This window comes from Lentilactobacillus senioris (assembly GCF_026798195.1).
Taxonomy (GTDB): Bacteria; Bacillota; Bacilli; order Lactobacillales; family Lactobacillaceae; genus Lentilactobacillus; species Lentilactobacillus senioris_A.
Map to the genome: position 1 here is coordinate 345,724 of NZ_JAPQEZ010000002.1, position 13,209 is coordinate 358,932.

The 13,209-nt window shown below is 37.7% G+C and carries 10 protein-coding genes; 8 read left to right on the plus strand and 2 right to left on the minus strand.

Annotated elements, in window-relative coordinates:
* Positions 1-32 precede the first annotated feature (32 nt).
* Entirely contained in the window at positions 33-1,460 is a 1,428-nt protein-coding gene (locus OXT66_RS03980; protein WP_268595875.1) for a C69 family dipeptidase, read from the plus strand.
* A gap of 36 nt (positions 1,461-1,496) precedes the next feature.
* Here OXT66_RS03980 and OXT66_RS03985 read toward each other — a convergent pair whose 3' ends face one another.
* Both OXT66_RS03985 and OXT66_RS03990 read right to left on the minus strand, forming a co-directional pair.
* On the minus strand, positions 1,497-2,567 hold the full coding sequence (locus OXT66_RS03985; RefSeq protein WP_268595877.1) for a MucBP domain-containing protein: 1,071 nt from the start codon (positions 2,565-2,567) through the stop codon (positions 1,497-1,499).
* A gap of 139 nt (positions 2,568-2,706) precedes the next feature.
* The gene (locus tag OXT66_RS03990) at positions 2,707-4,971 is read right to left on the minus strand and encodes an ATP-dependent Clp protease ATP-binding subunit (protein WP_268595879.1); all 2,265 of its coding nucleotides are present in this window, start codon (positions 4,969-4,971) and stop codon (positions 2,707-2,709) included.
* 139 nt (positions 4,972-5,110) lie between these two features.
* On the opposite strand from OXT66_RS03990, the gene OXT66_RS03995 reads away from it, so the two are divergent.
* The 7 genes from OXT66_RS03995 to OXT66_RS04025 all read left to right on the plus strand — a co-directional run bounded on the left by OXT66_RS03995 (position 5,111) and on the right by OXT66_RS04025 (position 12,995).
* A complete protein-coding gene (locus tag OXT66_RS03995; RefSeq protein ID WP_268595881.1) occupies positions 5,111-5,299 on the plus strand; it encodes a hypothetical protein in 189 nt (62 codons plus the stop codon).
* A gap of 139 nt (positions 5,300-5,438) precedes the next feature.
* Positions 5,439-5,705, plus strand: coding sequence for a phosphocarrier protein HPr (locus tag OXT66_RS04000; protein ID WP_054671532.1), 267 nt, complete (start codon positions 5,439-5,441; stop codon positions 5,703-5,705).
* Entirely contained in the window at positions 5,705-7,432 is a 1,728-nt protein-coding gene (gene ptsP / locus OXT66_RS04005; RefSeq protein ID WP_268595928.1) for a phosphoenolpyruvate--protein phosphotransferase, read from the plus strand. The genes OXT66_RS04000 and ptsP overlap by 1 nt, the downstream gene beginning before the upstream one ends.
* 207 nt (positions 7,433-7,639) lie before the next feature.
* On the plus strand, positions 7,640-8,833 hold the full coding sequence (locus OXT66_RS04010; RefSeq protein WP_268595883.1) for a glycosyltransferase family 4 protein: 1,194 nt from the start codon (positions 7,640-7,642) through the stop codon (positions 8,831-8,833).
* 14 nt (positions 8,834-8,847) lie between these two features.
* The gene (locus tag OXT66_RS04015; RefSeq protein WP_268595885.1) at positions 8,848-9,891 is read left to right on the plus strand and encodes a glycosyltransferase family 4 protein; all 1,044 of its coding nucleotides are present in this window, start codon (positions 8,848-8,850) and stop codon (positions 9,889-9,891) included.
* A complete protein-coding gene (locus OXT66_RS04020) occupies positions 9,875-10,897 on the plus strand; it encodes a lysylphosphatidylglycerol synthase transmembrane domain-containing protein (RefSeq protein ID WP_268595887.1) in 1,023 nt (340 codons plus the stop codon). The genes OXT66_RS04015 and OXT66_RS04020 overlap by 17 nt, the downstream gene beginning before the upstream one ends.
* 37 nt (positions 10,898-10,934) lie before the next feature.
* The gene (locus tag OXT66_RS04025) at positions 10,935-12,995 is read left to right on the plus strand and encodes an LTA synthase family protein (protein ID WP_268595889.1); all 2,061 of its coding nucleotides are present in this window, start codon (positions 10,935-10,937) and stop codon (positions 12,993-12,995) included.
* The last annotated feature ends 214 nt before the right edge of the window (positions 12,996-13,209 follow it).

Genomic DNA, 13,209 nt, shown 5'->3' on the forward strand with positions numbered 1-13,209 from the left:
TTTAAAAAATGACTAAAGGAAGTGGCTGTTAAATGACTCAAAAATATTTATCTGCTTGTACGAGTGTTTTAGTTGGTAAGAAGGCTTCAATTGATGGTTCTACTATGATTGCCAGAAATGATGATACTTTCTTGCCATTGACTCCTCAACGGTTTTACATGCATCCAGCTGTAAGTGACCGACACGAAACGTGGGTTTCAAAGCAAAATGGATTTACAGCCCCTATGCCAGAAAATGGTTACCGCTACCAAGCCGTTCCTAACGTTGAAGTTGACGAAAAAGGGGTTTACGCTGAAAGTGGCTTTAACGAAAAAAACGTGGGAATGAGCGCTACCGAAAGTGTTTACGGTAACGAACGGGCCCTTTCATGTGATCCACTAGTGGCTAATGGGTTAGCTGAAGATTCTTTACCTTCAATGGTGCTGCCATTTATTAATTCTGCTAGGGATGGAGTACGTTATCTAGGGAATTTGATTAAAGAATACGGTTCTCCAGAAGGTAACGGGGTCTTATTTAACGATAAAGACGAAGTTTGGTACATGGAAATTGTTACTGGTCACCACTGGGTAGCTCAACGCATCCCAGATGACGCATACGCAATTACAGCTAACCAAGTTGCCATTCAACAAGTTGACTTTGATGATCCTGATAACTTTATGTATTCAGAAGGCATTCAAGAGTTTGTGGAAAACAACCATTTAAATACTGATCAACATGGTTGGAATTTCCGGCATATTTTTGGTACTAGTAACGAAAAAGACCGTTTCTACAACACTCCACGAGTTTGGTTCGGCCAAAGCTATTTGAATCCTGAAATTAAGCAAGAACCAACTTCTTCAGAATTACCATTTATTTGTCGGACTGAAAAGAAAATCAGTGTCGAAGATATTGAATATATTTTGGGTTCTCACTACAACGAAACTGAATTTGATCCGTTGAGTTCCGGTAATGAAGAAAGCAAGACTCGCTTCCGACCAATCTCAATGAATCGAACCCAAAATTCTCACGTGCTTCAAATTAGAAATGACGTCCCTGAAGACAAGGCTGCCATTATGTGGCTATGTTTAGGAGTACCAGCTTTCAGTCCTTATGTTCCATTCTTTGCTAATGCTACGGATACTGATCCTACTTATTCAGAGACTCCTCTTCACTGTGATGACGTTAGTGCTTATTGGATGTACCGGAAATTGTCTGTACTAGTAGAGGCTCATTATCAACAATTCCACCAAGTGGATATAGACTATCTCACTGCAAGTAAAGAAAAACTACGGGCGCATGTCAACCAGGCCTTGGAGGAATCTAAGGGGCTAAAGGGCGCTGAACTAACTAATTTCTTAACCGAACAAAACTACGCTATCGTTAAGGAAATAAGAATTAGTACTGAACAATTAATTCATTCCTTGTTCGAACAAAGCTTGACCTTATCTAAATTAACTTACAATATGGATAAAAACTTATAATAAAAAAGGCTCACCAATTTGGTGAGTCTTTTTTGCTTACTCGGATACATTAACAAAAATAGCAGGTAGATAACTTTGATCTTTTAATTGGTACCAAACTACTTGTTGCTCATCTACGACTTTAGAGGTGACCTCAATGGCAGTGTTATTAGTCCAGTTATTGACTGCTTGGCCGTTTGGTCGATTGTAGCTAGCAACGGTGGTATTAGGTGCAATATCAACTGTTGCAGTAGTAGCTAATTGCTCACGTTGCCAATTAGAAGAAGTTATTTCCGGGGTAACTAGTGGATTAACTTTTTGATAACGAGAGGAAGCTTTAATCCATTCTGCGCCGCCTAAGTCTAACCAGCTCTGATCATCGTTGGTAGTAATAATCGTAAAGACCCTTAAGGTGATTTGAGCTGGTAAAGCTACTGGTAATTGTTCACCATTAATATCGGAAAATACCGGTGTTGGAGTCGTTAATTTAATGAATTGATGTACCGGTTGGACGGTATGCCAATTTTGAGGCCGGTAAAAATAAACGATTTGGTTAGTTTTGTTAGTAAAGACACCCTTAGTTAAGCCGGTACTTTGGATAACTCGATAATCTGGGAAGTTTATAGGAATTGTTTGGTACGATTGGCCAAGGTTACCGTTTAAGACCTGCATGGGATGCATAATTTGGCCGGTATCGTAGTTTAAATGGTAGATTTGAACAGGAGCCCCAGGAGTTTTTAGGTACGAAATGGTTACCGTGGCGTCTTGTTCGGGAAAAGTGGTTATTAACTCATCAACTCCCGTGAACAAATAATCATTAATGGTAGGAATTTGATAGTGAACCCGTTGGCCTACCGTACCCACGATTCTTTCTGGGGCCTGAATTAACTCGTTATGTTCATCCACTAAAAAATAAGTAATAGTACTATTTTTTAACGTTAATTGATTTTGAGTGGGTTGAGGAGTCAATTTGGGTAATGAAGGGGTAGCCTCTACTTTAGTTTTGGCTTGAGTAAATATTTCTGATTTTTTTGAAGCAGAATTATTTTGAGTAGAAGTAGTAGATGTTGATTTGGTTGTCGGTGTTTTGCGTTTAAAACGGTTGTTTAACCATGAGAGTAGGCTCATATTGATTCCGTCCTTCGCTAAATAATTAATACCATTATTGTAGCACAGCTTATCAAGTGATTAAGTTATCATTTTTTAAGTTATAAATAAAAAAGAAGTTAATTGAAATTCATCAATTAGCTTCTTTGAAAAATAGTTTCTATTTATTAGTTTCAGAATCTGAATTATCAGTTGTTACTTTGGGTTCCAAATCAACTGCAGAGATAAAGATTTTACCATCTTTATCTACGTCAGCTAATAAGTTAACCGCACTTTCGTGATCCAAGTAGTAATCAGCGATCCGATCTTCAATTTCTTCTTGAATTACTCGACGAAGTGGGCGAGCACCCATGGCAGGATTGTAACCTAATTCAACCAATTTGTCCTTGGCCTTATCGGTCACCTTAATGGTTAAGCCCTGTTTAGCAAGCATGTCATTAACATCGCTAATCATCAGGGTAACAATCTTACCTAAGTCTTGTTGGGTAAGTGGGGCAAATTCAACAACGTCATCAAACCGGTTGAGTAATTCTGGCTTGAAGTATTTGTTTAACTTGTCTAATACCGAGTGGGTCTTACCGGCAGCGGCAGCACCAAACCCGACACTAGCTTCAACATCACCACCAGAACCAGCATTACTAGTCATGATAATAATCGTATCCTTGAAGGAAACGGTCCGTCCTTGACTATCAGTCAAACGACCATCATCTAAAATTTGTAAGAACATGTGTAAAACGTCTGGATGGGCTTTTTCTACTTCATCTAACAAAATCAAACTATATGGATGACGGCGAACTTGTTCAGTTAATTGACCAGCTTCATCATAACCTACGTATCCAGGAGGGGACCCGATTAACTTAGCCACTGAGTGGGGCTCCATGTATTCAGACATATCAAATCTAATCATGGAATCTTTGGAACCGAAGAGTTCGCTAGCTAATTGTTTGGCTAATTCGGTTTTACCAACGCCAGTAGGACCAACGAAAAGAAATGAACCAATTGGACGACCGGTTCCGTTAAAACCAACTCGGTTTCTTCTAATTGCTCGAGCTACCTTATCAACTGCTTGATCTTGACCAATCACATTTTCTTTTAAGTTAGTAGCCAAGTTCTTTAGTTGTTGTTGTTCTTGGGCTTGTAACTCGCCGACAGGAATATCTGTCTTTTCTTCGATGATTTTTTCCATATCTTTGGCAGTTACTTTAGGTTCTTTATCGGCATCAACGTTGCCATTTTGTTTGTTTTGATTCAATTTGGTGACTTGATCACGGTAGTAGGCAGCTTTTTCGTAATCTTCTTGTTGCAAAGCCGTTTGCTTTTGTTTTTCAGCATCCGCAATTTTTTCATCGATTACTTTAGGATCGACTACGTTAATTGTTAAGTTCTTCTTAGAACCAGCTTCGTCAAGTAAGTCGATAGCTTTATCTGGTAAGAAACGTTCTTGGATGTAACGATCAGATAATTTAACCGCTGCATCAATAGCGCCTTCCGTGTACTTAACGTGGTGATAATCTTCGTAACGTTTTTGAATGCCCTTTAGAATCTTGATGGATTCTTTGACACTAGGCTCTTCAACGGTAATTGGTTGAAGTCGCCGAGCAAGAGCGGAGTCCTTTTCAATATCTCTGTATTCTTTTAAAGTAGTAGCCCCGATTAATTGAAATTCGCCACGAGCTAAAGCAGGTTTTAATACGTTTCCAGCATCCATACCGCCTTCAGCATTACCAGCACCAACAATTTCATGAATTTCGTCGATGAATAAAATGATGTCTGGATTTTCTTGAACTTCTTTAATTAATTGTTGCATTCGTTGTTCGAATTGGCCCCGGATTCCAGTTCCTTGAACTAAGGAAACCACGTCTAACCGAATAACTTGTTTGTTTTGTAATTTTTGGGGAACTTGACCAGCTACAATTTGTTGAGCTAAGCCTTCAACCACTGCGGTTTTACCAACCCCAGCTTCACCAATTAATACTGGATTGTTTTTAGTTCGCCGGTTTAAAATTTCAACTACTCGTTGAATTTCTTTATCTCGACCAATGACTGGATCAATTTTACCGTCCTTAGCCAGTTGCGTCATATTAATTCCGTACTGACTAAGCAAGGATTGGCCATTATTAGGATTACCGTTGTTGTTACCACGGTTACCGTTTCGTGGGCCTTGAGGTTGAGTAGGTGGTGTCTGAGAAGCAAATTCAGACTGACCATTTCCATTTTGCATAGCTCGGAATAAATCGTCCAAGCTACCAAAGCCAAATGGGTCTTGAGCCATATTATTAGCACCTCCGTTATTTGGGAAATTTCCTTGTGCATTTGTTAGGAGTTGATAGCATTGCTGACAAAGATTGATAGTTTGCTTTTCACCATTAACATTAGTGTATAGGTGAATGGTTGCCTCGTTCTTGTGGCAATTTTGGCATAGCATTAACTGTCTTCCTCCTCTTATAATGGAATAAAGTCAAAGAAAAAAGACTGACCTTCTTTGACCTTTGAAGATATTATACAACGTGCTAGGTTAGAATCAAGTAATTTGATTAAAAATTTTAAATAGGAGAAAATAAAGAATGCAAAAAGATTATGCAGAGCTTTTACGTCAATTAGCTAGTGGAGAATTGGCAACATTACAAATTACTGCTGACGAATTTATGGAATTTCAATCTGTTTATATGAATTTTGAATCTCGCAAAAAGATTGTGGGAGAAGCTCAAGCAAATGGAATAATTGTTTATCATTTTGAAAATGGCCCCAAATAGTTTACTCAAAGTTATGAAAGCGGTTGATGAAATGCTTGTATTTTCATCAAATAATTGATATTCTTAAGTTTGTAAGAAAGATTTCAACTGTATAGTTGCCGTTCTTTCACTAATTTTAATTTAGAGGAGAATGATTCAAATGGAAAAGAAAGATTTTAAGATTATTGCCGAAACAGGGATTCACGCCCGTCCAGCTACTTTATTAGTTCAAACTGCAAGTAAATTCAACTCAGATATTACTTTGCAATACCAAGACAAGTCAGTTAACTTGAAGTCTATTATGGGCGTTATGTCACTTGGTGTTGGCCAAAACGCCGAAGTAACTATTACCGCTGATGGTGATGATGAAAAAGACGCTATTGAAGCAATTAGCGAAACTATGCAAAAAGAAGGTTTATCTGATTAATTATGGAGAAGTTAAAGGGAATTGCTGCGAGTGATGGAGTAGCAATTGCGCCTGCTTTCCGATTAGTCGAACCCGATCTTAGTTTTGATACTCAGACGATTTCTGACCCTCAAAAAGAGATTTCACGGCTTAATGATGCATTTGATGCGTCGAAATCAGAATTGGAAACTATCAAAGAAAAAGCTAAGAGCAACTTAGGCGAAGATGAAGCGGAAGTTTTCGAGGCACATATTACAATTCTGTCCGACCCAGAAATGATTAAACAAATTAACGCTGAAATAACTGATAAGCAAGAAAACGCTGAAGCTGCTTTGAAGTCTATTACCGATGGTTATATTCAAATTTTCCAAGGAATGGATGATAATGAGTATATGCAACAACGAGCTTCCGATGTGGCTGATGTTACTAAACGAGTAATGAGCCATTTATTGGGTGTTGCGTTACCAGATCCAGCGCTGATTGACCATGAGGTTGTTATTATTGCCCACGATTTAACCCCTAGTGATACTGCTCAATTTGATCGGCAGTTTGTTAAGGGAATCGTAGCTGACTTAGGTGGGAGAACTTCTCATTCTGCGATTATGTCCAGAACGTTGGAAATTCCTGCCGTGGTTGGTTCCGAACGAGCAACTGAACTGATTAACGAAGATCAAAATGTGATTGTTGATGGTTTAACTGGTGATGTGATTGTTGAGCCTACTGCTGAACAAATTACCCAATACCAGCAGAAACAAGCTGCTTATTTAGCTGAAAAGGCTGAATGGCAAAAGTTGAAATCAGAACAAACTACATCTAAAGATGGTAAACACCCCATTTTAGCGGCCAACATTGGAACTCCTAAAGACCTTCCTGGAGTTTTGGAGAATGGTGCTGAAGGAGTGGGACTTTATCGTACGGAATTCTTATACATGGATTCTAACGAATTACCATCAGAAGACGATCAATTTGAAGCTTATAAAGAAGTAGTTGAAGGTATGGAAGGTAAACCCGTGGTTATTCGAACCATGGATATTGGTGGAGATAAAGAACTACCATACTTACCATTGCCAGAAGAGATGAATCCTTTCTTAGGCTACCGGGCTATTCGAATTAGTTTAGACCGGACCGAAATCTTTAGAACTCAATTAAGAGCCCTCTTAAGAGCTTCTAATTTCGGTCAATTATGGATCATGTTCCCAATGATTGCTACCTTGAATGAATTCAGACAAGCTAAGCAAATTTATTTGGAAGAACGGCAAAAATTAGTGGATGCTGGGCAACCAGTAGGGGATATTAAATTAGGTATCATGATTGAAATTCCTGCTTCCGCTGTCTTAGCTGATAAGTTTGCTCGAGAAGTCGACTTTATGAGTATTGGAACTAATGATTTAATTCAATATTCAATGGCTGCAGATCGAGGAAACGAACGCGTTTCTTATTTGTATCAACCATATAATCCGTCAATCTTAAGATTGGTTAAACGGGTTGTTGATGCATGTCATGCAGAAGGCAAAATTGCATGTATGTGTGGGGAAATGGCTGGTGACCAAATTGCGGTGCCAATTTTATTGGGCATGGGATTAGATGAATTTTCAATGAGTGCTACTTCAATCTTGAAGACCCGTTCATTGATTAAACGTTTAGACGCAAGCCAAATGAAGGCATTAGCAGATTGGGCAGTTACTGAAGCTGAAACTAACGAAGACGTTAAACAAAAAGTGGAAGAAACTGTATCAGAAATCAACTAATTAAAAATAATTACAAGCGTACTAAAAGGTAATTGTCCTTTTGGTGCGCTTTTTTTAATTAATTTTAGAAATTAATGCCTATTAATTGAACCGTTAAGAAGTTTATATTTAAGCTATGGTTAAGGTGTTTGCATTCAATGTTTCAAACAAATATAATTACACTGGTTAACATGAAGTCAAATAAAAACGACGAGAGGGGCGCTTTTTTTGAATATTGGACTATTTACAGATACATATTTTCCCCAAGTCAGTGGGGTAGCTACTTCTATTAAAACACTTAGAAATGAGCTTACCCGTCAGGGACACCAAGTCTATATTTTTACAACGACCGATCCACACGTAGCTAAGGATGCTAAGGAAGAAAATATCTTTCGCTTTAGTAGTATTCCGTTTGTTTCTTTTACTGACCGGAGAATCGCATTTCGGGGGTTGTTTCAAGCCTATGAAATTGCTAAAGAACTTCATTTAGACATTGTGCACACGCAAACTGAATTTTCGATGGGGATGATCGGCAAATTCGTTGCGCGCAATTTAAATATTCCATGTGTACACACTTACCACACGATGTATGAGGATTACTTGCATTACGTGGCTAACGGCAAATTATTAAAACCGATTCACGTTAAAGAAGGCACCTTGGCATTTTGTCACAATATGGCTGGTGTCATTGCTCCTAGTAACCGAGTGTTAGATACCCTAACTAATTATGGAGTCAAAAGCGAATTTCGTATTATTCCGACTGGAATTGATATTGGATTATTTTCCGGTAAAAGTGATGTAGATATTCGTCAAAACTACAATTTGAAGGCTGACACGCCGATTATGTTGTCTGTCAGTCGGTTGGCCTACGAAAAAAACATTACCGCTGTTATTAGTGCTTTTTCAACGATCTTACAGCAAGTACCTAATGCCGTTTTAATGATTGTGGGAGATGGTCCGGCAGTTGATGATCTTAAACAACAAGTAGTTGACAAAAAGCTGGAGCAAAAGGTTATCTTTACTGGTGAAATTAGCAATGACAAGGTTAATGCTTTTTACCAAGGAGCAGACGTCTTTGTTTCAGCTTCAGAATCAGAATCACAAGGGTTAACATATATAGAAGCAATGGCTGCAGGAGTACCCGTAGTAGTCAAATCTAGTCCGTATACGGATGACTTAATTAATGCCGATTCACTGGGGCAAACCTATGCTGATAAAGATCAGTTTATCTCTAATACGGTGCATTATTTAAAAGAACCCGTGGATGCTACTGATCCCAAAGTTAAAAAAGTATTGCAAAAGAAAATTGATGCCATTTCAGCAACGACCTTTGCTAATCGAGTAACCGATTTTTATCGAGAACTTCAAATCAATCAGGAATTAGCGGAAGCCAAGAAACCGGTAGATATTACAGAAGATTAGAACGGAGTTTTTAGATGTTAAAAATTAATATGTTTTCCACTGCTGACAAGGTTAAAGGTCAGGGGGTGGGGAGTGCATATGTTGAACTAGTTAAGATGTTGCGAAGTCATTTTAAGGGGCAATTTAAGATCACCATTAATGATTATGGTCATAGAGCTGATATTTCCCATTATCACACTATTAATCCGAGTTTTTATTTGTCTACTTTCCTACCTGGTAGAGGCAAAAAGATCGGTTACGTTCACTTTTTACCTGAAACTTTAGAAGGAAGTTTAAAAATTCCACAGCCGTTTAGGGGGCTGTTCTATAAGTACGTAATCGCCTTTTACAAACGGATGGATCATATTGTAGTGGTGAATCCCACATTTATTCCTAAGTTAGTAGCCTATGGTATTGATGAGCAAAAAATTACCTATATCCCAAATTTTGTAGATCCTAAGGCTTTTTATCCGGTTGATAGTGACCAAAAGCAGACACTGCGTGAACAATACGGATATTCTTCCGATACGTTTATGGTGTTAGGAAGTGGACAAATTCAGACTAGAAAAGGCGTTTTGGACTTTATTAAGTTGGCTCAAGAAAATCCAGACGTGCAATTTGTATGGACGGGTGGTTTTTCATTTGGCAAGATGACTGCGGGCTATGCAGAACTAGAACGAGTGGTTCAAAATCCGCCTGCTAACTTAAGTTTTCCGGGAATTGTTCCGCGAGAAAAGATCGTTGATTACTATAATATGGCAGATTTATTCCTTTTGCCTTCATATAATGAACTATTCCCAATGTCGGTGTTAGAAGCATTTTCTACTCATACACCCGTAATGTTAAGAAACTTAACCTTGTATGAATCTATTATCGATGGTTACTACGTTCCTACCAGTAATGAAAGTGATATGAATGATCAACTTCACCGCTTGATCATTGATCATGATGCCTTATTGGACTTGCAACAGCGGTCTAAAAAAGCTGCTCAGCGTTATTCAGAGGATCATTTAGCTCAAACTTGGTACGATTTTTATACCGAACAAGCTAAGGATAAGCATTATGTCTCGAAGAAATAAAATTACATTTGCGGTGATGTTGTTAATTGGAATTGCTATTTTTGGTTATTCTATGAGAGACGTGAAGCTATCGGCCTTAGTTAAAGATATGCAGACCATTAATTGGTGGTGGCTATTAGTTGCGTTTTTATGTATTTGTTTGTATTTACTGTTTGAAACCTTTATTACTAAGGTTTTAATTTCTAATCGAATCAAGGGTTTCACTTTTAAAGATGCATTGCGAGTGCCGTTGGTAGAACAATTATTCAATGGTATTACACCATTTTCTTCTGGAGGCCAACCGGGGCAATTGTTTGTCATGATGCAAACGGGGATTGATGCTGGTCGGGCTAGTTCCGCGCTCTTGATGAAATTCGTTGTTTATCAAGGGATGATTGTAATCAATTTTTTCCTCAGCTTAATTATTGGTTTTCAGTATGTAATTGAAAAAATGCAATTTTTAGCGTGGTTCGTGCTGTTTGGCTTTTTAATTCATTTTGCCGTAATTGTAGGATTGTTATTGGTAATGTTTAAGCCTCAATTTACCAAAAAAGCGGCCAAAATTGTTCTGTATCCAGTTAAATGGTTTGTTTCTGCTGATCGGTATGCTAATCTACAAGGAACCATGGCTGAAAAGATTGATAATCTTTATCTAGAAAGTATTCGAATTGGACGACAATGGAAATTACTTTTAAAAGTAATTGTATTAACTTTTTGTCAATTATTGTTTTATTATCTAATTCCGTATTTCATAATGCTATCATTGGGGTATACAAACGCCAATGTAGTTATGATTGTTAGTCTACACGTGATGATCGTTATGATTATTTCTTTGTTTCCAATTCCTGGTGGCTCAGGGGGCGCAGAATTTAGTTTTGAATCCTTGTTTCACAGCTACATTACTAGTAGCAGTAAAATGGTGCTAGCAATGCTATTATGGCGTTTGATTACGTATTATTTTGGTTTGATTGCGGGGGCGGTTGCTTTAGTAATTAAACCTGATAAGGTTGATGATCCCGATCAATAGTGGTCGGGGGATTTAAATGGTTTTTGGAGGAACCGGAATGTCTGAAAAGAAGAAAAACTTTAGAAGTATTTTTAATACCACTTGGGGTTTTTACCTTTTAGTGGTGTTCTTATTTTGTTTAAAAACTTATATAGCATACCAGACTAAGTTTACCCTTGGGACAAAGGGGGCCCTTCAGGAGTTTATTCTGGCAATTAACGCAATTCCGGCTGCTCTGTTAACGTTTGGCATTGCTTTGTATTTTAATGGGAAATTGAAGTACTGGTTATTGATGATTGTTGATTTTATTGAAAGTACGTGGATTTTTGCCAATATTGTTTATTACCGGGAATTTTCGGACTTCCTATCAATGGGAATCATTAAGGGGAGTGGTAATGTTCAAAATAATCTTGGTAAAAGTTTGATGGAAATTCTGCATGCTAGTGATTTCTTTGTGTATGTAGACATAGTGGTGCTCATCGGCTTGTTAATTGCTAAGGTGATTAAGGTAGATCACCGACCATTTAAGAAGTGGAAGGCCTTTGCGGTTTCTTTGGCTTCGTTTGCATTAATGGGTGGAGAATACGCTCTAGCCAGTACTGATCGATCAGGACTGTTAACTAGAACGTTTGATAACAACTATATTGTTAAATATTTGGGCTTAAATGAGTATGCGGCCTTTAGTGCGTACCAAACTCAAAAAGAGTCTGCAACTCGTTCTCAGGCTAAGGCTAGTGATATGAATAGTATTTTGAAGTATCTAAAGAATAATCGAGCAGCTTCTAATATTAATTACTTTGGTAAGGCTAAAGGGAAAAACGTTTTTATTATTCATCTGGAAAGTTTCCAACAATTTTTAATTGATTATAAGGTGAATGGTAAGGAAGTTACACCAACGTTAAATAAGTTTTATCATAATAAGAACACCATTGGCTTTGATAACTTCTATAACCAAGTAGCTCAAGGGAAGACTTCTGATGCAGAAATGATGCTAGAAAATTCTCTTTACGGTTTGCCACAGGGATCAGCTATGACCACTTATGGTAGTCAAAACACTTTTCAAGCGGCACCAGCGATCTTAGATCAGAAGGGTTACACTACAGCCGCATTCCATGGGGATGTACCTAGTTTTTGGAATCGGGATAGTACCTATAAGTCTTGGGGTTATGAGTACTTCTTTAGTTCTGAGTACTATAAAACTAAGCCATCTTATAGTGTTGGCTACGGTCTAAAGGATAAGATCTTCTTTAAGGACTCTGCTAACTACTTGCAACAATTACCACAACCGTTTTACGCTAAGTTAATTACATTAACTAACCACTATCCATATGAATTGGATAAGCAAAATATTGATTTTCCAGCTACTAAGACTGGTGATAAGACTGTAGATCCATATGTACAGACTGCTCACTACTTGGATGAAGCCTTTGCTGAATTTATGCAGTACTTGAAGAAAACGGGCTTAATGGATAATAGTATGATCGTTTTGTATGGTGATCATTACGGAATTTCTAATAACCACCGTCCAGCCATTGCACAGTTATTGCATAAAAAGACGATTACTAGCTATGATTTGGCTCAGTTCCAAAAAGTTCCTTTTATGATCTATTCCAAGGGACTTAAAGGTGGAATTAATCATACCTACGGTGGCGAAATTGATGTCTTGCCAACTTTGCTTCATTTACTAGGAGATAAGAACAATAATACTATTCAGTTTGGGACTGATTTACTATCTAAACAACATGATCAACGAGTAGCGTTTAGAAATGGTGATTTTGTCACTCCTAAGTATACGAAGGTAGGGGGGGCGGTCTATCTCACTAAGACAGGTGAAAAGATTACTCCGACTGCTAAACAACAAAAAGAGATTAATAGCATCCAAAACCATATCACGACAGAATTATCATTATCTGATCGGGTAATTTATGGAGATTTACTTCGTTTCTATACACCAAAAGGATTTAAACCAGTTGATTCAAAAGATTTTACGTATAAATACACGACTGCTTTAGATAATTTGAGAAAGTCTCAGAAGAGTGAACCAACTAGTATAGAGGCTGAAAACGGCGGCAAATCAACGATGAATCTATATAGTACGGATGCCCCAGAATTAAAATAGTTTAGGTTAATAGTCCTTTGAAGAGATAAGTTATAAACTTATCTCTTTTTTGTACTTGACGAATGGCGATTTATTCTGTAATATTAATCTCGTTGCTTGAGAGGTAAGCAAAACGACAATTTGAAATTAAAAAATTAATTGAAAAAAGTTGTTGACTTATGTTGATAAGCATGATATATTTAAATAGTTGTCACGAGCTGATATGAAGCGCTTG

Bases quoted from the DNA above. Each gene is read 5' to 3' on its own strand.
- OXT66_RS03980 (WP_268595875.1), top strand. From the start codon at position 33: ATGACTCAAAAATATTTATCTGCTTGTACGAGTGTTTTAGTTGGTAAG.
- OXT66_RS03985 (WP_268595877.1), bottom strand. From the start codon at position 2,567: ATGAGCCTACTCTCATGGTTAAACAACCGTTTTAAACGCAAAACACCG.
- OXT66_RS03990 (WP_268595879.1), bottom strand. From the start codon at position 4,971: ATGCTATGCCAAAATTGCCACAAGAACGAGGCAACCATTCACCTATAC.
- OXT66_RS03995 (WP_268595881.1), top strand. From the start codon at position 5,111: ATGCAAAAAGATTATGCAGAGCTTTTACGTCAATTAGCTAGTGGAGAA.
- OXT66_RS04000 (WP_054671532.1), top strand. From the start codon at position 5,439: ATGGAAAAGAAAGATTTTAAGATTATTGCCGAAACAGGGATTCACGCC.
- OXT66_RS04015 (WP_268595885.1), top strand. From the start codon at position 8,848: ATGTTAAAAATTAATATGTTTTCCACTGCTGACAAGGTTAAAGGTCAG.
- OXT66_RS04020 (WP_268595887.1), top strand. From the start codon at position 9,875: ATGTCTCGAAGAAATAAAATTACATTTGCGGTGATGTTGTTAATTGGA.
- OXT66_RS04025 (WP_268595889.1), top strand. From the start codon at position 10,935: ATGTCTGAAAAGAAGAAAAACTTTAGAAGTATTTTTAATACCACTTGG.